Source organism: Paenibacillus sp. NPDC057934, assembly GCF_042887565.1.
Lineage (GTDB): Bacteria > Bacillota > Bacilli > Paenibacillales > Paenibacillaceae > Paenibacillus_AQ.
Window position 1 is genome coordinate 209,547 of sequence record NZ_JBHVPB010000003.1, and the last position, 18,256, is coordinate 227,802.

Below are 18,256 nucleotides of genomic sequence, written 5' to 3' on the forward strand. Positions count from 1 at the left end.
TGCCTTAAAGGGGCAGTAACAATAGATATCTATAAGGGGGAGACACATGAAGACAAGAAAATTTGTTCTGCTAATGGTTGCCTTATTATTTGCTTTTGCTACAGTGCTCGCGGGCTGCGGGGGCAGCAATACGAAAGATAATGCCGGTGGAAATACGTCATCTGGAGCAGAGAGTGGCAATAAGACTGATAACAGCAGTAACACCGGCGGTGAGACCGGAGAGAAGCTGGACCCGGTGAAGCTCAAGGTCTATCTAATCGGTGGACCACAGCGCGACCTGCCAATAGTACAGACTGAAATGAACAAATACTTGACCGAGAAAATAAATGCCACCGTCGACATTACGATGATTGACTGGGGTGATTACTCCAAGCGGTTGCCGGTTATCACGGCTTCCGGCGAGAGTTATGATATCGCTTTCACCTCCTCCTGGGCCTATGATTATCTACCTAATGCCTCTAGAGGAGCGTTCTTGCCAATCAATGATCTGCTGGAAAAATACGGCCAAGGCATTAAGGAGGAGCTAGACCCGCGCTTCCTGATAGGTTCTCAGGTCGGTGGCAAAAACTATGCCGTGCCGGTTAATAAAGAACTGGCTTCGCAATGGGTATGGCGCTTCAACAAGCAGTATGTCGACAAGTACGGCATTGACATTAGTGAGATCCGCACGCTTGAGGATCTGGAGCCTTACCTGAAACAGATCAAGGACGGTGAACCTTCCGACATTACGCCGCTGGCCGTTCCAAAAGGCTTCAAGCCTTATCTGCCGTTCGACTTCCTGCTTGGTGACGAATTCCCGGTCGGTATTAACATGGACGGCGACACTGGCAAATACGTCAATGTGCTTGAATCCGATGAGCTGAAGAGTTCTCTGAAGACCATCCGCAAATATTATCAGGACGGTTATCTGCGCAAGGATGTTGCCACCCTGGAAGGGATCGACAACATCAAGACCGGCAAATGGTTCGTTGACCGCGAGCAGACCCAGCCGTATGCAGAGCTGGGGTGGTCTAGAAGCGCGGGCTACGAGATCGTGACCACACCGATGCAGGAACCGGTTATTTTCACCGGCTCGGCAACAGGATCTATGCATGCCATTTCGGCCAACTCCAAGAATCCTGAGCGTGCCATGATGTTCCTGAACCTGCTCAATACCGATACGTATCTGCGCAACCTGATCAACTATGGGATTGAAGGTACACATTATAAAAAGATTTCTGATAACGTTATCGAGGATCTGCCAGCGATGAAGGATGGATTCCAGATGCCAGGCTTTGCGCTGGGCAACCTGTTCCTGACGTACATGCACCAGGATGATCCAGCTGATAAGTGGGAAGCGTTCAAGGAATTCAATAATTCCGCGAAGGTCGCTCCAAGCTTTGGCTTCAACTTCAACCCCGACCCGGTGAAGACGGAAGTGGCCTCTATTTCTGCCATCGTGAAGGAGTTCTACCCGCCGATCATGACGGGGGCGGTTGACCCGGATGAGCATTTACCTAAAGCGATCGAGAAGATGAAAGCAGCAGGCCTCGATAAAGTACTTGCCGAAGCGCAAAAGCAATACGACGAGTGGAAAGCCGCCAACCAGTAAGTCTAGAAAATAGAGTGAATGCAGAAATGGCGGCCTGGTGGCGGCCGTTTCTGCGTATAGTTTGGCTGGTCCAGTCAAATCTAGTCTGAGGATCTGGCTACTGATTATGTAATAATATGGACTATGCTATAATAGGAATGAAAAAGGAGCCGTGCGGCAAACACGGTTCCCGGCGTACAACCACTGCTTCATAGCAGGCGGTCGTCATCGCTTGTGACTGGAATAGACCGTTTCCTTGCCGGGGCGGTCTATTTCTTTTTTAGATAGGCGAGCAATGCGAGTATAAACATGCCAAAAGCAAACATTAACGTTAGGGCATCCTTGACCTCCATTTCATGTCACCTCCTTTAGTAAGGAGATAGACCGTGGCTAATGAAAGCAGTGTTTGTACAGTAAAATCATATCATATTTATAAAGTCAAAAAATCGAGCATTAGTAGATTTATAGCGAAGAACAAAAAGACAGGCTATTCCGTAATTTGGAATAACCTGTCTTTATTTAAGCTAGGATTGTAGTAATGACTTCCCGGTGGGAAGGTGATGAACTAGCCAATCCAGTACATCTGCTGTAACCTGATCGCGGTTGACCTCATTTAGCATTTCGTGCCGGCCTCCGGGGTATAATCGGCAGGCCACATCCTGAATTCCTTTGTTCCTATACAACTCTGCCAGCTTAAGTACACCCTTGCCCTTCATGCCGACTGGGTCCATTTCCCCAGAGAACAGATAAACGGGTTTGTCTGTGCATAAGGAGGCGAGCGACGTCTCGGAATGAATATCGCGCAGCAACCGGAAGAAGTCGCGGAAAAAGCGGGTGGTACAGATCGCGCCGCAAAAAGGGTTGGATACAAATCGGTCAACCTCATCCGTATCGCTGCTTAGCCAGTCAAATGGGGTTCTTGTCGGCAAGAACTCACGGTTGTAGCTGCCGAAGACAAGGCCGTTCAACAACACGCTGCGATGCAGTTCTCCTTGGAGGCGGTACTGGAGGTTGGCCAGAGACTCTCCGATGCTAAGCATGCTGCGCGGTCCATTGGTACCGCTGAGAATAAACCCGGCATAGGTGGAACAGCCCTCTTCGCACATCAGCTTTTGGGCCAGAAAGGAGCCCATGCTATGCGCAAACAGAAAGATCGGCAGATCGCCCTGCCTGGAGGATGCAATCTCAGCAACCTGTAGCAGATTACGCCGCATCCAGTAGAAGCCATCCTTCCCGGTATCGCCAAGCAGATTCACTTGGCCCGCAGTTTTCCCATGGCCGCGGTGATCATTGGCGTATACGGCATATCCGGCTGACGTCAGCGCCTTCGCGAAGCGAGCATAGCGGGCTGCTGTCTCGGACATCCCATGCGAGATTTGCACGATGCCCCTGACCGTAGCACCGGGCTCCGGCAGCCATTCATAGACATGTATATCGACCCCGATGGGATCAGTCATTGTAAAACTATTTTCCAACATAGCCCTTCCTCCTGAACAAGATTGCGGGCGAAGACACTAGAATAGAAAGTCTTATGGCAAATAGGAGCGAAGCACTGTGGATTGGCCTTCGATTCCGTAAGCCCCCAGATTGGCTGGCAACAGGTAGCATTCGCCTGCAGCGTAAGGTTGTGATCCGCCTTCCCAAGTCAGATGGCCGCTACCTTCACAGATCACAAGGATCGTGAAGCTGTCTGGAGTCGTGGCGAGATTCCATTCGCCTTGTACAATCCCTTTTTCTACAATGAAATAAGGGGAGGCAGCAAGTTGCAGCCATTCTCCAGGGACTGCACTGTCCGTCTTCATGGAAGTGGCTCCCGCGCCTTCGTAGGCTGTTACGTTAAGGGAGTCCTCAACATGAAGCTCACGCGGCTTGCCGTCCAGACCCGGACGGTCGTAATCGTAGATACGGTATGTGGTATCCGAGTTTTGCTGAATCTCGGCGACAACAACACCCGCACACAGGGCATGCACTGTTCCGGCCGGGATGTAGAATGTATCGCCTGCCGATACAGAGACTTCTTGCAGCGTGTCCATGACTGTACCGTTCTCCAGCGCTTGACGCAAGGTTTCGCGGTCAACACCATCTTTCAACCCGTAGATGATTTTCGCATCCGGTTTGGCGTCAAGAACGTACCACATTTCTGTTTTGCCCAGTTCGCCCTTCGGCAATCCTTCGTAATCATCGGTAGGATGTACTTGTACGGAGAGATTGTCGTTGCAGTCCAGAAGTTTGATCAGGAGCGGAAATCTGCCGCCGGCTTCTGAAATGCCTTTGCTGCCGAACCATTCCCGTCCGAATTGCTCGCGAATTTGATCCAGCCCTTGTCCGGCAAGGTCTCCGTTAACCACGGAAGAAGTTCCGTTGGGATGGTCAGCAATCATCCAGCCTTCGCCGATGTGGCCTTCTGGCAGGTTCAGTCCGAATTTCTCCAGGGCACGTCCGCCCCAAACGCGTTCTTTGAATTCTGGTTGAAATTTCAATGGATAAGGTTGAGTCATGATTACATCTTCCTCTCTGATAGTAAAGTTTAGCTGCTGTTAGACCTTGCGGGTGGATGCAAAAAACTCGATTTTTTCATGATCCGGTCCGTCAAAAAAGAAAAACCGGCTGCCACCTTCCAATTGGCGGATGGCGGTCAGGCCCTCAAGACCAAGGCATTCTATTCGCTGGTACTCTGCCTCGATATCGGAGACTGTAAAGGCGATGTGACTGACCCGGCCTTCATCAGGCAGGCCCTCCCATAGAGACTCAATCAGCTCCACTTCGACAGAGGCTTGTCCCGGAAAAGACAGGAAGGCTAGCCGTAGACGGTCTCCCGGCTCACCGACCGTTTCGGCCAGCGTCAGGCCAATGACGTCCCGGTAGAAATCAATCGAGGTCTCAAGAGAAGAGACCTTGATCCCAACATGCTCAATTTTGTGTACGGCCATGCGGTCTTCAGCTCCTTTTCTTTTCCAGCGCCAGGCAGTAAGGGGCGGACGCCCGCTGAATCTGGCGGTATACAATGCTTTGGGCGATGCGAGACGGGACGGCGGCGGCCCAAGATTCCACGGCGGCAGCTTCCAGATCGCCGCCGTCATGCCCGGGATATAGCACGGCTGTGATGATCCCGCCGGGGCGCAGCAGCTCCAGCGCGGCTTCCAGAGCCGCAAGGGAGCTGTCGGGCTTGGTGATGATGGTCTTATCGGCATCTCCCGCAGGGAGATAGCCGAGATTGAACATCACCGCCGACACGGTTCCGGGCCAGTCACCCGGAACCGCTTCAAGCATAGCGGCGTGGCTGCGCTGCAGCAGCGTTACCGGGGCCAGTGTCCCCGGTAGCGCCTCGCCCGCCGCGCGGAGGCGCTCTTCAGCCAGCGCGAGCGCCTCCGCCTGGATATCGAAGCCGCGGACTTCGCCTCGCGGCCCGCAAAGCTTGGCGAGGAACAGGGTATCTGCCCCTGTTCCAACGGTGGCATCGATGGCGCGGCCACCTGCGGTTAGCCGCTCGGCGGTCAGCTTCTGGGCGAAGCTGAGCACAGAATAGAAGCCCATTAGCGCTGCCTCCAGTACTTGCCTTGCCAGGAGTTCCGGGCAATTAGCTCACTATCGATACCGTTGAGCACTTCCCATTTCTTGAGGCTCCACATTGGTCCAATGAGCAGATCGCGCGGGGCATCGCCAGTCAGACGGTGCACAACCATCTCTGGCGGCAGAATCTCCAGGGAGTCGACAATCAGCTTGATATATTCGTCTTGCTCCATAAAGCGAAGCAAGCCGGCTTCATACTGCTTCACCATCGGCGTCTTACGCATGAGGTGAAGCAGGTGAATCTTGATGCCCTGTACATCCATTTTGGCTACGGCCGAGACCGTTTCCAGCATCATTTCATGAGTTTCCTGTGGTAGTCCGTGAATGATGTGTGTACAGATTCGGATGTCGTGTTTGCGCAGCTTTTTGACAGCTTCTAAATAACAGGCTGTATCATGGGCGCGGTTAATCAGCTCTGAGGTGGAGTCATGGATCGTCTGAAGACCCATTTCTACCCAAAGGTAAGTACGTTTGTTCAGCTCTGCCAGATACTCGACCACATCATCTGGCAGGCAGTCCGGCCGGGTAGCGATAGACAGCCCGATAACCCCTGGCTGCTGAAGAATAACTTCAAAATATTCTCTCAGCTCTTCTACCGGAGCGTAAGTATTAGTGTACGCCTGGAAGTAGCCGATGTATTTGGCATTCGGCCATTTGAGATGCTGGCGGTCCCGTACTTTGTTGAACTGGGTGATGAGATCGTCCCGGCGGCTACCGGCGAAATCACCGGAGCCTCGCGCGCTGCAGAAGGTGCAGCCGCCCTTGGCAATGGACCCGTCCCGGTTCGGGCAAGTGAAACCGGCATCGAGCATGACTTTGAACACTTTTGTATTCATCTGCTCGCGCATTTCGTAGTTCCAGGTATGAAAACGTTTATCTCCCCACAGAGGGACAGAGGAGGGCTCTAATAGGTTGAACATGGGTTGCTCCTTTAAAATTCGGTTCATTCTCTGCTATACGGTTAGTATATCGGCTTATAAAGAAGACGCAAGTAATTTTATCATGCGCCATGAGTCCAAACCATTGTACCAAAAATCATCGCGAAGCGTAACATTATGGACTTCAAAGGCCGCTAAAATTTAGGCCTGAAAGCAGAAAAATTGGCTTGTTAATACTTACACCTTATGTTATATTTGAAATGTAAAAAGTCAGCAATATCAATGGATTTTCCTTTCTTGAATTCATACTTTCGTGTCGTCCGGTCCATACTAATAACCGTGAGGTGATATCGATGAATTCTCAAGCGGCATATGCCGATGGCAAAGGTTCGATTGACGTTTCGTTAACCCCTGATGAGGCCCTTGCTCTGACAGGTGTAGAATTTAACGGTAACCACAAGATTAAGACAGAAGCGCAGCGCAAGATTCGCAACGCTTTCGAGAAGACACTCGATTTCAATTCCGGAACAAGGTAAGCTGAGCACACCACTGGTGGTGCAGTGCAGCATGACCCAATTTCAATACAAATCAGTAAGGGATTCTCGCAGCAGCCTTCCTTGGGCTGGTATAGAGGATTCCTTTTTTTTGCCGTTATACCTTTACTTTTGGAGACAAGTTCGGCACAATATTGCAAGTGACAGTTATAGCAATCGATAAGCGGAGGAATACGCATGCGTTTACGTGGAAGAAAAGGAATACGCGAAAGTCTCGAGGGCCAGGCTGATCTGGTTGTTCTCGACCCCCGTAGCCATAAAGGGCAGTGGTCTGCCTTGTTCGGGAATGACCATCCGATTCATGTCGAGTTCGGAATGGGCAAAGGGCAGTTTATCAGCCAAATGAGCTCCAAATACCCTGATATCAACTTTATCGGTGTGGACATGTACGATGAATTGATCCGCCGTGCCGGAGAAAAAGCGAGAGCTGTATGGGAGCCGCAGGGTCATGAGACCCCGCCTAACTTGAAGCTCGCGCTTGCCAATATCAACTATGCGGAGGAAGTGTTTGCTCCAGGAGAGCTGGAACGCATCTATTTGAACTTCAGCGATCCTTGGCCGAAGAGCAAGCATGCCCGTCGTCGTTTAACACATCCGCGTTTTCTCGACAAATATCGCGGTCTGCTGAGCCCTCTGGGCGAGATTCATTTGAAGACAGATTCCAGAAGCCTGTTCGAGTTCTCGCTCAATGCTTTTGCCGATTTCGGTCTGCAAATGAAGAATATATCTCTGGATTTGCATACGGACGGCGTGATCAATGAAGAACATGTGATGACTGAATATGAGACGAAGTTCTACGGACGGGGAGTCAATATTCACCGCTGCGAAGCCATTGTAGGTTCAGAAGCGCTGGAACGTTATCAGGCTATCCGGATGGACAAATACAGACTTTAATCGCATTAGAATAAAAGCCGGCAAGCCTCCGTGTTCACGGGGACTTGCCGGCTTTTATTTGTGATCCTGGGGGTCGCCTGTTAGTTTTACTCTAGCATATCGAGAATGCTCTGGGCGCTTTGCAAGGGATGATAGCGGGCGATTCGCTCTAAATGATGACTCCGCTTATTCTGAAGATCCTCATAGTTGTTCAGCAAGCGCTCCATCCATTTGACGACAACATCGAGGGACTCGATGGGCTCTCCGAATCCAGCCGCCGTGAAATAACGACAGTTTTCTTCCTCCTGCCCGGGCAGGGGATGATGAAAGAGCATCGGAATGCCTTTGGCCAGACCTTCGCTACAGGTCATACCTCCCGGCTTAGTAACGAGCAGATCAGATACCTCCATCAGCTTGTCGACCTCACGGGTGAACCCGATAAGGTGGATATTAGGGTGGTTGTATACCGGGTTTGCGCGCATTTCCTCCAGAAGCTTCTCGTTCTGACCAAGGCAGAATACAATTTGAATCTTCTCTCGATATCCTGCCAGGAAATGATTGACGGTCTCGTCATTCATCATTCCCCAGCCGCCTCCCATCACCATTACCGTTGGCTGATCACGAAGACCAAACTGCACCAGAATCTCCTGTCTGCCAGGATGTTCCCAGAAATTGGGGTGCACCGGCATTCCCGTAACCTGTATACTGGCAGAGGTGACTCCCCGGCGAAGTAGCTTGGACTTAACTTCCGGCGTAGACACGAAATAACGGTCCACATGCGGACTGATCCAGCTGGCATGCGCATCGTAATCGGTGATGACTGTGCAGAGCGGAACTTTAAAATCAGGGTCCAGCCGCTTCATACGCGAGATCACCGCACTGGGAATAAAGTGGGTGCATACGATAATGTCCGGTTGTAACTGCTTGATAATATTTTTGGTATGGGTATAAAAAATGCGATGCAGGGCAAGCGTGGTAAGGCGGTTAAATGATTTCTGATGACGGTAGACATACCCCATCAGCCGCGGCTGAGTGGTCACCGTCTTTCGATAAGCAGATACGATAATAGGCGCCATTTTAGGATTTAGAAAGTTCCCCAATTCAAGCACCTTCGTTTGAACATTGGGCGACAGCTTGCGCAGGCTGCTAGACAGCGCGTAGGCTGCCTGCGTATGACCTGCACCAAAGCCTTCCGACAGTAACAGCACTCTTTTTTTGCGCAATGTATAATTCACCTGTTCTCAAAAGGGATTCTAATAGTCTAGCCTACTCTGCTCAGGACCATAAGGCAATTGTGCCAGCGGCAACTCCGGTACCAATCACAGCACCTGCAAGCACATCGGACGGATAATGCAGGCCGAGGTACATCCGTGAGAATCCGACAATGCATCCCATTGGGAGCAACACAGAGGTGAGCGCCGGAAAAGCTGCCATATAAGGAACGAGCCAAGCAAAGATAGCAGTAGTATGGCCTGATGGAAAAGAATGATCCTTAAGCGGGTTGCGGAACGTCCGTGTACCCGGAAGCGCCAGATAAGGACGTCTGCGCGGATACAGCTTCTTGGCGATCGCCACAGGCACATGACTGACAGCCAGCGAGGCCAGAGCCTGAAGTGCCGTTGTTCTCCATGGCTGGGGAAAGAAGGCCCAGATCAGCAGATTGGTGCCAATAGCGATGGTCGCTCCACCCAGATGCGTGAGATGGTAAAGCCAGAAGTTCAAAAACCGGTTATGCATCCGGCCGTTAATCCATTGAAAAAGGCGCCGCTCCCAGAGATGCAGTTTCATGAATAAATGTCTCATATCGTTGTCCCTCCGCTAGTCCGGCTATCGGTTTAGCATTGATGCGGCAATCCATTCTTAAAAAGTGAAGCCGTCTTAATCATACTTTTTTAAGAGAGCCCATTCAAGAAAAAGCTCAGCTTTGCGCGAAAATTGCCAGTTTTGACTTGGGATACCCTTACGCCTTACAATGATTCAAGCAGGCCGAACGTGTTTAAAAGGTAACAGAGAAAAAAGGGTCTCTGCATCAGGGAATCCGAACAATCCTTTAGCGCGGAACATATAAAAAACCGGAACCCTGCCAACAATAAGTGAATGCTTGTAGTCTATTTTGTAAGGGATGCAACAAAAGGGTCAGAAAGAACGTTTTACAAACCAGAGAGAAAAAGAACACCAAGAGTGTAAAAAAAGGGGGCATTAAAAAGATCATGACAGACGCACTGTTTGTTACGCTCCAAGTGATCTTGGCGGCGATTGCGATTTACCAGTTTGCGTTCTCGCTGTTCGGACTGCACAAGAAAAAAAGAAAAGAGCAGTTCAAGCCGCAAAAATCGTTTGCGGTGCTTGTTGCGGCGCACAATGAGGAAGAAGTCGTCGGCGCACTGATGGAAAACTTGAAACAGCTTAATTATCCGCCGGAGCTGTACGATGTATTCGTTATTTGTGACAACTGTACAGACGGGACGGCCCGGATTGTACGCGAGCACGGCATGAATGCCTGTGTCCGTACCAATGCCAATCTGAGAGGTAAGGGTTATGCGATTGAATGGATGCTCAAAGAACTGTGGGGCATGCAGCGTCAATACGACGCCGTTGTGATGTTCGATGCCGATAACCTGGCACACACGGAGTTCTTGATGGAAATGAACAATGACCTCTGCTCCGGGGCACGAGTAATTCAGGGTTACATCGATACGAAGAACCCGGAAGATTCATGGATTACGGCCGCATACGGGGTATCCTACTGGTATATCAACCGTCTATGGCAGCTCTCCCGTCATAACCTAGGCATGGCGAATTTCCTTGGCGGAACCGGCATGTGCTTTGAGACGAAGTTGCTGAAAGAGATGGGTTGGGGAGCAACGAGTCTGGTCGAGGATTTGGAATTCACTATGCGCAGCGCTTCGAAGGGCGTGTATCCGAAGTTTAACTATGACGCCAAGGTCTTCGATGAGAAGCCATTGACCTTCAAGGCATCCTCGAGACAACGTCTGCGCTGGATGCAAGGACACTTCACGGTAGCCCGTCGTTATTTCTTCCCGCTGCTGTGGCAGAGTATCAAGGAACGCAGCTTGACGAAGTTTGACCTCGCCCTGTATGGGGCAAATGTATACATTGTGCTGCTTACTTTCCTGATGACAGCTGTCATGTGGATCGACAATGCCTTTTTTGACGGACCGAACATCGCTAATATTTATGGGCATCTTCCATTATGGCTGGGCTTTGTGGCCATAGGCGGGAATCTGCTTACGTTCTTCTTGGCGATGATCTTAGAGAAGGTCAAGTTCAAGAAAGTATATGCGTATTTGATTCTGTTCCCGATCTACCTGATTTCCTGGTATCCGATTACGTTCTATGCGTTCTTCACGCAGAACAACAAGCAATGGAGTCACACCAAGCATACGCGTGTCGTAAGGCTTGAGGAAGTGCAAAGCAAGCAAGGATAACAGCTTACTGATGTTTTTACGTGGATTTTTGAAAAGCTGTTGACATTGATATGGATAACAGTGTATAGTATTCAAGTATGCAAAACATAGAGATTGCAAGAAGAAGCACCGGCTTCTCACCTGACTGGCATGATGCTAGCTGGTTTTGATCTCAATGCTTTATGAATGTTAATGTTCATGAACGTTGATCAAACAGGGGTGTCGGGGGTTAACCGGCATCCCTTTTTTATGAAGTTGTGCTGAAGTTTATCGTTAACAAGATCCGGAGGTGGAGAGTTATCAGTAAGGAACATATGATCAATGATGAAATTCGGGCCAAAGAGGTTCGGTTGGTAGGTGCGGAAGGTGAGCAAATCGGAATCAAACCGATCCGCGAGGCACTGCAAATGGCGATCGATCTTAATCTGGATTTAGTCAATGTAGCACCTCAGGCGAAACCGCCGGTATGCCGCATCATGGATTACGGCAAGTTCCGTTATGAGACGCAGAAGAAAGAAAAAGAAGCGCGTAAGAACCAGAAGATCGTTGATCTTAAGGAAGTCTGGTTCCGTGCCAATATTGAGGAACATGATTATCAAACCAAGTTCCGCAATGTGATCAAGTTCTTGGGTGAAGGCGATAAGGTGAAATGCTCCGTACGTTTCCGCGGACGTGAGATTACACATGCCAACATCGGTCAGAAGATCTTGGAGCGCGTTAAGAATGAAGTTGCTGAGATCTCTGTTGTTGAACGCCAGCCCAAGCTGGAAGGTCGCAGCATGATCATGATTTTGGCTCCTAAGCCTCAATAACCCCGGAGCCATTTTGCAATGCAATGTGGCGCCACATAATATTCAAGGAGGAAACACAATGCCTAAAATGAAAACACACAGCAGCCTTAAAGGCCGCTTCAAAATTACCGGAACTGGTAAAGTAACACGTTACAAAGCACACAGAAATCACTTGCTGTCCCACAAATCCAAACGTGCGAAGCGCGTATTGGGTACGAACCCTGTTATGGCCCCTGGGGATGTAAGACGTTTGAAACAACAATTGGGTAACTTGTAATATTTACTACACATTTTTGGGAGGTTTATTAATATGGCAAGAGTTAAAGGCGGATTCGTCGTTCGTCGTAAACATAAAAAAGTATTGAAGTTGGCAAAAGGTTATTTCGGTTCCAAACACCGCATTTTCAAAACAGCTAAAGAACAAGTAATGAAATCGATGGTTTACGCATACCGCGACCGTCGTCAAACTAAACGTAACTTCCGCAGACTGTGGATCGTTCGTATCAATGCAGCAGCACGTTTGAACGGTCTGTCTTACAGCAAACTTGTACACGGCTTGAAACTGGCTGGCGTAGAAGTAAACCGTAAGATGTTGGCTGACCTGGCTGTTAATGATCTTAACGCTTTCAACTCACTTGCAGTTGTAGCTAAAGAGAAAATCAACGCGTAAGTGTTGTAATATAACCGAAAAGCACCGCTATACGGGTAACCCGCAGGCGGTGCTTTTTTGTGGGATAAGAGTGCCCTTCCGAGATTTCCGGTTAAGGCTGAGCCTTGACATCAATCTTGCCTAGGGGTTTTTTTATGGCGTGAAACGCCTACTCCCAGTATTTGGTCGTGTTAAGCTGGAGAGCAAGTTTTTTGCTAATGCCTCGTCTGACTTTTCGCAGTTCGGCACGTTCTTCGGCCGATTCGCTGATCAGCTTCTCTTCATCGGTCTCAGGAATGACTGCTGGTACTGCAGCTGGCTGACCATCCTCGCCGATGGCTACAAACGTCAGGAAAGAGGTCGCTGCAACAGCACGTTCACCGGTGTAGAGATTCTCAGCGATGATTTTTACGAATACTTCGATACTGGTGCGTCCGGTCCAGGAGACGAAGGATTCGAAGCATACGGAATCGGTGGGCTCGATCGGGCGCAGGAAATCCACGGAATCGGTGGAAGCGGTGACGACGTTGATCCGGCAATGCCGCATAGCTGAGATGGAAGCTACTTCATCAATTCCGCTCATCAGCTTGCCGCCGAATAATGTTTTGTGATTATTTACATCATTTGGGAAGACTCGTCCGGTTTTGAATACACGGGATTCCCGGCAGTATTTGAAGGCGGGAGCCGCCGCTGGAATTTCTTTGTTTTCATTCATTTTCTGAAACTTCCTTTCCGGCTTTGTAAGCACTCATGATAATAGAAATTGCGATTCTGTGCAATAATATTAAAACGAAGAAAGTGAAAGCAGCTGTAGAGGTTTCGACCTATCTAACGTGTTTTGTATGCTTTTATTACATAATATGACAGGGATAGCGCTTTCTTGAGTCGAAAAGACAAATTATTATTGACCTTCGGTCATTAATAGACTGGATTTTAGCATTTTTTGCGGGTATAATTTGAGCTAATGGATGTCCAATCAGAAACACAGAGGGCGACCAATTTATTAAGGGGGATCACTATCAATGAAAAAGGTTTTCAAGCTGTCTCTCGTTATGCTGCTTGCGTTCACAGTAGTCTTGGCAGGCTGCGGGAAAGACAAAAACACCAACACTAACTCAGGTGCAAACGGTGGAGAAGCCGCTCCTAAATCCGATGTTAAAGTCGGTATGGTTACTGACGTAGGCGGAGTTAACGACAAATCCTTTAACCAATCCGCATGGGAAGCGCTGCAAGGCCTTCAGAAGGAACAAGGCGTAGAGGTTAAATACCTGCAAAGTAAATCCAATGCAGACTATCAGCCAAACTTGAACCAATTCGTTAAGGGTGGATACAACCTGACTTGGGGTATCGGTTTTGACCTTGGCGATGCTATTAAAGCAGTAGCTGACGAAAACCCTAACGCCAACCTGGCAATCATCGACAGCGTTGTAGATGCTCCTAACGTTGAGTCCGTTACTTTTGCTGAGAACGAAGGTTCCTTCTTGGTGGGTGTTGTTGCAGGTCTGACAACTAAAACTAACAAAGTAGCTTTTGTTGGCGGTATGGAAAGCCCGGTTATCAAACGTTTTGCAGCTGGTTTCAAAGCTGGCGTTCTTGAAGTAAACCCAAGCGCTGATGTGAAAATCACGTATGCAGGTGCTTTTGACAAGCCTGATACTGGTAAGTCCCTGGCAGCTACATTGTATGATTCCGGCGCGGACATTATCTTCCCTGCTGCAGGCGCAACAGGAACTGGTGTGTTCAACGAAGCTAAATCCCGTAACAAATCAGGCGGTAGTAAAGTATGGGTTATCGGTGTAGACAAAGACCAATCCCTGGAATTTGGCGATGATGTAACCCTGACTTCTATGATCAAACGTGTAGACCAAGCTGTTAAGAAAGTATCTGGTCAAGTGGTTGACGGTACCTTCAAAGGCGGCACGCATACTGTTCTTGGGTTGAAAGACGATGGCGTAGGTCTTCCTGAAACTTCGAAGGCTAACGTAACTCCGGAAATTCTGGCTAAAGTAGATGAGTACAAGCAACAAATCATCGACGGAAAGATCACAGTTCCTGCTGAGTAATATTGCCTCACTTTTTCGTGTATTACACAATAGTACAAGGGAGCAAGGCCGGTTATACAGCTGGCCTTGTTCTTTGGTTAAAGCGCTAATTTGTAAATAGGTAACCAGTGATGCCGTCCTCTATAGGGCGGTAAAACGATTTCTAAGAGAGTTTCTTACTCCGCTGTATTATATTCTGTGATGAGGGTGATTCCATGAGTGCTGCGGCTCCAGTCGTAGAGTTGAAGCAAATCACAAAACGTTTTCCTGGTATTGTCGCCAACGATTCCATCAGCCTGACGCTTAAAAAAGGGGAAATCCACGCATTGCTCGGTGAGAACGGGGCAGGAAAGTCCACTTTGATGAACATCGTATTTGGGCTGTATCAACCAGATGAAGGCAGTATTGAGATTGACGGGAAACCGGTGATGATCGATAGTCCGAATAAAGCCATTGAGCTTGGCATCGGTATGGTTCACCAACATTTCAAGCTAGTAGATCCTTTTACGGTAACTGAGAACATTGTTCTTGGCATGGAGCCGAAAAAAGGTCTTAAAATCGACTATAAATCCGCTGCGGAGCAGGTTCGGAAGCTGTCTGAGCAGTATGGACTTCAAGTCAATCCAAATGCCAAAATTCATGATATTTCTGTAGGCATGCAGCAACGGGTTGAAATCATGAAGACCCTGTACCGTGGAGCGGATATTCTCATATTTGATGAGCCAACTGCTGTGCTTACGCCGCAGGAGATTACAGAATTAATGGCTATCATGAAACGACTCGTTGCTGAGGGTAAATCCATTATTCTGATTACTCACAAGCTTAAGGAAATCATGCAGATTTCCGATCGGGTTACCATTATTCGTCGTGGAAAAGTTATTGATACCGTCAAGACTTCTGAGACTAATCCCAATGATCTGGCCGAGAAAATGGTAGGACGTGGGGTAACCTTTAAAGTGGACAAGAAGCCTCCGGAAATCGGTAAAGCCGTATTGAAGCTGGGTAATGTCAACAGCAAGAACAAGGATGGCGTGTCTATATTGAATGGACTTTCCTTTGAAGTTAAAGCGGGGGAGATTCTAGGGATTGCTGGTGTCGACGGCAATGGGCAGAGTGAATTGATTCAGGCGATTACCGGTCTACGCAAGATTGATTCCGGTTCCATAACTATGGAAGGCCAAGAGATTGCGAACCTCTCTCCGCGTAAAGTTACCGAGAAGAATGTCTCCCATATACCGGAAGACCGTCACAAACATGGCCTTGTCCTTGATTTCTCAATGAGTGAAAACATGGTATTGGAGACCTACTATCAGAAGCCATATAACCAAAATGGGTTCTTAAATTACGACATTATTAACAAGCATGCGGGAGAGCTTATCCAGCAATTTGACGTGCGGACGCCTTCTTTGGAGACCAAGGCTCGTTCCTTGTCCGGGGGGAATCAGCAAAAAGCGATTATTGCGCGGGAAATAGATAAAAATCCGACATTGCTCATCGCGGCTCAACCAACGCGCGGCCTGGATGTGGGTGCGATTGAATTTGTGCAAAAGCAGCTTATCGCTCAGCGTGATCAAGGCAAAGCTGTTCTGCTCATTTCCTTTGAGCTGGACGAAATTATGAACGTATCCGACAGAATCGCCGTTATTTATGAAGGACAGATTGTCGGCGAAGTGTACCCGCAGGATACAAATGACCAGGAACTGGGTCTGATGATGGCGGGTAGCTTGAAGCGGGGAGGGAAGACGGTTGAATAAGCTTAGAAAAATCTTTGCGACAGACAGCTACATTATTCCTCTTGTCGCGATTGTTCTTGGGTTTCTAGTTGGCGCTATTGTCATGCTAGCTGGCGGGTATGATCCGATTGCAGCATACTCTGCGCTGTTTAAACGCGTATTCGGCAGTACGTATGACATCGGGGAAGCTATCCGCGAGATGACACCGCTTATGCTGACTGGACTTGCAGTAGCTTTTGCCTTCCGTTCAGGGATGTTCAATATTGGTGCGGATGGACAAGTTCTGATTGGGATGACAGCTGCATCGGTAGTCGGCATTAAGCTGGCTGCTCTGCCATCGTTCCTGCTTGTTCCACTGGCGGTGATTGCTGCTGGTCTTTGTGGTGGTATATGGGCCGGGTTTGCCGGTTATCTAAAGGCCAAACGTGGGATTAACGAAGTTATTACGACCATTATGTTGAACTGGATCGCATTGTTCTTTGCGAATTATATCGTTAGAACATTCTTGCTAATCCCGGGTCAGAACCGTTCAGAAGATATTCCAGCTTCGCTCTCTATGACCTTCCTTAATTCTTTCTTCGACAATGCCCGTCTCCACTGGGGAACAGCCATTGCGTTAGCAGCGGCCGTCTTCTTCTATGTTTATCTGTGGAAAACAAAACAAGGATACGAAATGCGTGCGGTGGGTCTCAATCCACATGCTGCAGAGTATGCTGGGATGAATGTTGGCCGGAATGTAATTAAAGCAATGTTTATTAGTGGGGTGTTCGCGGGCTTAGCCGGAGCAGGTGAAGTCCTTGGTGTATTCCATTATCAATCCGTATTCGCGGGTTCGCCGGGCTATGGCTTCGACGGTATCGCGGTAGCGCTGCTTGGTTTGACCCATCCGTTTGGTGTCATTTTGGCAGCAATATTGTATGGTACGCTAACTTACGGTGCTGCAGGTATGAGTTTTGGCGCAGACGTGCCACCTGAGCTGATCCGTATCGTTATCGGTTCGATTATTTTCTTCATTGCCGCACAAGGGATTGTGCGCTGGGTACTCAAACCATTTTACTTCAAGCGCAAGAAAGAGAAGGTGTTATAGATGGATGTGCTGACGCTATTAGGCCAATTGCTCAATACGACGCTGGTATTTTCCACAGCGCTCATTTTCGCCTCCCTCGGCGGCATCTTCTCGGAACGCTCCGGTGTAGTTAACATTGGACTTGAAGGTTTGATGATGTTCGGTGCTTTCGCAGCAGCTGTAGGGGGATATTATGCCCAAGAAGCTGGGATGGGTGAATTAGCGCCTTGGGTAGGGGTGCTGTCAGCAATGGCAGTGGGGGTTATCGGTTCCTTAATTCATGCCGTTGCCTCAATTACGTTTAAAGCAGACCAGACGATTAGTGGTACGGTGATCAACTTCCTGGCGGCAGGCAGTACGCTTTACATGGTTAAGCTGTTGTTTGATGGCTCGGGTGAGACTCCATTACTCGATGGCTTCAGCAAGTTTGCTATTCCGGGTCTGTCCAAAATTCCGATTATCGGAGAAGGGATTTTCAATTCCTATCCGACGACTTACCTCGCCATTGTGCTCGTGATCGTTGTTTATCTGGTGCTCTTCAAGACGCCGTTCGGTCTTCGCTTGCGAGCTGTGGGTGAACATCCGAGTGCTGCGGATACGCTGGGTGTCAATGTAAATAAAATGCGGTATATTGGCGTAATGATGAGTGGTCTGCTCGCTGGTATCGGCGGCGCCACGATTACATTGACCACAACGGGGACCTTTGCCCATAATACAATTTCGGGTCAAGGCTTTATCGCTATTGCAGCGATGATCTTCGGAAAGTGGAACCCGCTGGGTGCTTTTGGTGCGGCCGTATTCTTCGGCTTCTCGCAAGCGATCCGCAACTACGTACAATTATTTGAATGGTCCAAGAACATTCCTCAGGAATTTATCTATATGATTCCTTATGTGCTGACGATTATCGTACTTGTAAGTACTGTAGGGCGTTCGTCAGCTCCTAAGGCGCTGGGGCAAGCGTACGACCCAAGTAAACGTTAGATTTGAGTAGCAGAGTTAGAATAATACAGTTAAAGCCGCATTTCCGGTATTGCCGGGGATGCGGCTTTTTTGTTCCCATTTAAGACTTTCCTCAAAGTAAAATCAGCAGAACAGGCGGATG

Annotated in this window: 20 protein-coding genes; 11 read left to right on the forward strand and 9 right to left on the reverse strand. The window is 48.9% G+C overall.

The genetic code is table 11. The annotated features are described in order from the left end of the window. The first annotated feature begins 46 nt into the window (after positions 1-46). Entirely contained in the window at positions 47-1,591 is a 1,545-nt protein-coding gene (locus ACFVRY_RS08410) for an ABC transporter substrate-binding protein (RefSeq protein WP_387499152.1), read from the forward strand. 248 nt (positions 1,592-1,839) lie between these two features. Here ACFVRY_RS08410 and ACFVRY_RS08415 read toward each other — a convergent pair whose 3' ends face one another. The 6 genes from ACFVRY_RS08415 to mnmL form a co-directional block, all read right to left on the reverse strand. Next, the gene (locus tag ACFVRY_RS08415) at positions 1,840-1,923 is read right to left on the reverse strand and encodes a putative holin-like toxin (RefSeq protein ID WP_139084961.1); all 84 of its coding nucleotides are present in this window, start codon (positions 1,921-1,923) and stop codon (positions 1,840-1,842) included. Positions 1,924-2,094: 171 nt separating this feature from the next. Further along, positions 2,095-3,048 (reverse strand): alpha/beta fold hydrolase, encoded by a 954-nt coding sequence (locus ACFVRY_RS08420; RefSeq protein ID WP_387499154.1) that lies wholly within the window; start codon positions 3,046-3,048, stop codon positions 2,095-2,097. A 51-nt stretch (positions 3,049-3,099) separates the two neighbouring features. Beyond that, positions 3,100-4,068 carry a type I phosphomannose isomerase catalytic subunit gene (locus ACFVRY_RS08425; protein ID WP_387499156.1) on the reverse strand — a complete coding sequence of 323 codons (969 nt, stop codon included), beginning with the start codon at positions 4,066-4,068 and terminating at the stop codon, positions 3,100-3,102. A 39-nt stretch (positions 4,069-4,107) separates the two neighbouring features. Beyond that, positions 4,108-4,500 (reverse strand): VOC family protein, encoded by a 393-nt coding sequence (locus ACFVRY_RS08430; RefSeq protein WP_387499158.1) that lies wholly within the window; start codon positions 4,498-4,500, stop codon positions 4,108-4,110. 7 nt (positions 4,501-4,507) lie between these two features. Continuing rightward, positions 4,508-5,104, reverse strand: coding sequence for a tRNA 5-(aminomethyl)-2-thiouridylate-methyltransferase MnmM (gene mnmM, locus ACFVRY_RS08435; protein WP_387499160.1), 597 nt, complete (start codon positions 5,102-5,104; stop codon positions 4,508-4,510). Further along, complete coding sequence (gene mnmL / locus ACFVRY_RS08440; protein ID WP_387499162.1) at positions 5,104-6,060, reverse strand: tRNA modification radical SAM protein MnmL/YtqA; 957 nt, start codon at positions 6,058-6,060, stop codon at positions 5,104-5,106. Before mnmL ends, mnmM begins: the two co-directional genes overlap by 1 nt. 311 nt (positions 6,061-6,371) lie before the next feature. Here mnmL and ACFVRY_RS08445 point away from each other — a divergent pair, with 311 nt between their 5' ends. Both ACFVRY_RS08445 and trmB read left to right on the forward strand, forming a co-directional pair. Continuing rightward, positions 6,372-6,554 (forward strand): hypothetical protein, encoded by a 183-nt coding sequence (locus ACFVRY_RS08445; protein WP_387499164.1) that lies wholly within the window; start codon positions 6,372-6,374, stop codon positions 6,552-6,554. A 195-nt stretch (positions 6,555-6,749) separates the two neighbouring features. Further along, entirely contained in the window at positions 6,750-7,466 is a 717-nt protein-coding gene (gene trmB, locus ACFVRY_RS08450; protein ID WP_387499166.1) for a tRNA (guanosine(46)-N7)-methyltransferase TrmB, read from the forward strand. Between the two features lie 86 nt (positions 7,467-7,552). Here trmB and ACFVRY_RS08455 read toward each other — a convergent pair whose 3' ends face one another. Together ACFVRY_RS08455 and ACFVRY_RS08460 are read right to left on the reverse strand one after the other, a co-directional pair. Beyond that, positions 7,553-8,668, reverse strand: coding sequence for an MGDG synthase family glycosyltransferase (locus tag ACFVRY_RS08455; protein ID WP_387499168.1), 1,116 nt, complete (start codon positions 8,666-8,668; stop codon positions 7,553-7,555). A 52-nt stretch (positions 8,669-8,720) separates the two neighbouring features. After that, on the reverse strand, positions 8,721-9,248 hold the full coding sequence (locus ACFVRY_RS08460) for a phosphatase PAP2 family protein (RefSeq protein WP_387499171.1): 528 nt from the start codon (positions 9,246-9,248) through the stop codon (positions 8,721-8,723). 407 nt (positions 9,249-9,655) lie between these two features. Between ACFVRY_RS08460 and ACFVRY_RS08465 the strand changes: the two genes are divergently transcribed. From ACFVRY_RS08465 to rplT, 4 genes are all read left to right on the forward strand, one after another. Continuing rightward, a complete protein-coding gene (locus tag ACFVRY_RS08465; RefSeq protein ID WP_387499173.1) occupies positions 9,656-10,894 on the forward strand; it encodes a glycosyltransferase family 2 protein in 1,239 nt (412 codons plus the stop codon). Between the two features lie 293 nt (positions 10,895-11,187). After that, positions 11,188-11,685, forward strand: a complete 498-nt coding sequence (gene infC, locus ACFVRY_RS08470; RefSeq protein WP_066373234.1) for a translation initiation factor IF-3 — start codon at positions 11,188-11,190, stop codon at positions 11,683-11,685. A gap of 58 nt (positions 11,686-11,743) precedes the next feature. Continuing rightward, positions 11,744-11,941, forward strand: a complete 198-nt coding sequence (gene rpmI / locus ACFVRY_RS08475) for a 50S ribosomal protein L35 (protein ID WP_066373235.1) — start codon at positions 11,744-11,746, stop codon at positions 11,939-11,941. A gap of 33 nt (positions 11,942-11,974) precedes the next feature. After that, entirely contained in the window at positions 11,975-12,334 is a 360-nt protein-coding gene (gene rplT, locus ACFVRY_RS08480; protein ID WP_066373240.1) for a 50S ribosomal protein L20, read from the forward strand. 148 nt (positions 12,335-12,482) lie between these two features. Here rplT and ACFVRY_RS08485 read toward each other — a convergent pair whose 3' ends face one another. Continuing rightward, complete coding sequence (locus tag ACFVRY_RS08485) at positions 12,483-13,028, reverse strand: acyl-CoA thioesterase (RefSeq protein WP_387499175.1); 546 nt, start codon at positions 13,026-13,028, stop codon at positions 12,483-12,485. 307 nt (positions 13,029-13,335) lie between these two features. On the opposite strand from ACFVRY_RS08485, the gene ACFVRY_RS08490 reads away from it, so the two are divergent. The 4 genes from ACFVRY_RS08490 (at position 13,336) to ACFVRY_RS08505 (ending at position 18,135) form a co-directional block, all read left to right on the forward strand. Further along, positions 13,336-14,376, forward strand: coding sequence for a BMP family lipoprotein (locus ACFVRY_RS08490; protein ID WP_387499177.1), 1,041 nt, complete (start codon positions 13,336-13,338; stop codon positions 14,374-14,376). Positions 14,377-14,570: 194 nt separating this feature from the next. Next, entirely contained in the window at positions 14,571-16,109 is a 1,539-nt protein-coding gene (locus ACFVRY_RS08495) for an ABC transporter ATP-binding protein (protein WP_387499179.1), read from the forward strand. After that, on the forward strand, positions 16,102-17,175 hold the full coding sequence (locus ACFVRY_RS08500; protein WP_387499181.1) for an ABC transporter permease: 1,074 nt from the start codon (positions 16,102-16,104) through the stop codon (positions 17,173-17,175). Before ACFVRY_RS08495 ends, ACFVRY_RS08500 begins: the two co-directional genes overlap by 8 nt. Beyond that, positions 17,176-18,135 (forward strand): ABC transporter permease, encoded by a 960-nt coding sequence (locus tag ACFVRY_RS08505; protein WP_387499183.1) that lies wholly within the window; start codon positions 17,176-17,178, stop codon positions 18,133-18,135. Positions 18,136-18,256 lie beyond the last annotated feature (121 nt).

What these genes read in the sequence shown, in the direction of transcription:
- ACFVRY_RS08410 (WP_387499152.1), top strand. Translation starts at nt 47, where the DNA reads ATGAAGACAAGAAAATTTGTTCTGCTAATGGTTGCCTTATTATTTGCT.
- ACFVRY_RS08415 (WP_139084961.1), bottom strand. Translation starts at nt 1,923, where the DNA reads ATGGAGGTCAAGGATGCCCTAACGTTAATGTTTGCTTTTGGCATGTTT.
- ACFVRY_RS08420 (WP_387499154.1), bottom strand. Translation starts at nt 3,048, where the DNA reads ATGTTGGAAAATAGTTTTACAATGACTGATCCCATCGGGGTCGATATA.
- ACFVRY_RS08425 (WP_387499156.1), bottom strand. Translation starts at nt 4,068, where the DNA reads ATGACTCAACCTTATCCATTGAAATTTCAACCAGAATTCAAAGAACGC.
- ACFVRY_RS08430 (WP_387499158.1), bottom strand. Translation starts at nt 4,500, where the DNA reads ATGGCCGTACACAAAATTGAGCATGTTGGGATCAAGGTCTCTTCTCTT.
- mnmM (WP_387499160.1), bottom strand. Translation starts at nt 5,104, where the DNA reads ATGGGCTTCTATTCTGTGCTCAGCTTCGCCCAGAAGCTGACCGCCGAG.
- mnmL (WP_387499162.1), bottom strand. Translation starts at nt 6,060, where the DNA reads ATGTTCAACCTATTAGAGCCCTCCTCTGTCCCTCTGTGGGGAGATAAA.
- ACFVRY_RS08445 (WP_387499164.1), top strand. Translation starts at nt 6,372, where the DNA reads ATGAATTCTCAAGCGGCATATGCCGATGGCAAAGGTTCGATTGACGTT.
- trmB (WP_387499166.1), top strand. Translation starts at nt 6,750, where the DNA reads ATGCGTTTACGTGGAAGAAAAGGAATACGCGAAAGTCTCGAGGGCCAG.
- ACFVRY_RS08460 (WP_387499171.1), bottom strand. Translation starts at nt 9,248, where the DNA reads ATGAGACATTTATTCATGAAACTGCATCTCTGGGAGCGGCGCCTTTTT.
- ACFVRY_RS08465 (WP_387499173.1), top strand. Translation starts at nt 9,656, where the DNA reads ATGACAGACGCACTGTTTGTTACGCTCCAAGTGATCTTGGCGGCGATT.
- infC (WP_066373234.1), top strand. Translation starts at nt 11,188, where the DNA reads ATGATCAATGATGAAATTCGGGCCAAAGAGGTTCGGTTGGTAGGTGCG.
- rpmI (WP_066373235.1), top strand. Translation starts at nt 11,744, where the DNA reads ATGCCTAAAATGAAAACACACAGCAGCCTTAAAGGCCGCTTCAAAATT.
- rplT (WP_066373240.1), top strand. Translation starts at nt 11,975, where the DNA reads ATGGCAAGAGTTAAAGGCGGATTCGTCGTTCGTCGTAAACATAAAAAA.
- ACFVRY_RS08485 (WP_387499175.1), bottom strand. Translation starts at nt 13,028, where the DNA reads ATGAATGAAAACAAAGAAATTCCAGCGGCGGCTCCCGCCTTCAAATAC.
- ACFVRY_RS08490 (WP_387499177.1), top strand. Translation starts at nt 13,336, where the DNA reads ATGAAAAAGGTTTTCAAGCTGTCTCTCGTTATGCTGCTTGCGTTCACA.
- ACFVRY_RS08495 (WP_387499179.1), top strand. Translation starts at nt 14,571, where the DNA reads ATGAGTGCTGCGGCTCCAGTCGTAGAGTTGAAGCAAATCACAAAACGT.
- ACFVRY_RS08505 (WP_387499183.1), top strand. Translation starts at nt 17,176, where the DNA reads ATGGATGTGCTGACGCTATTAGGCCAATTGCTCAATACGACGCTGGTA.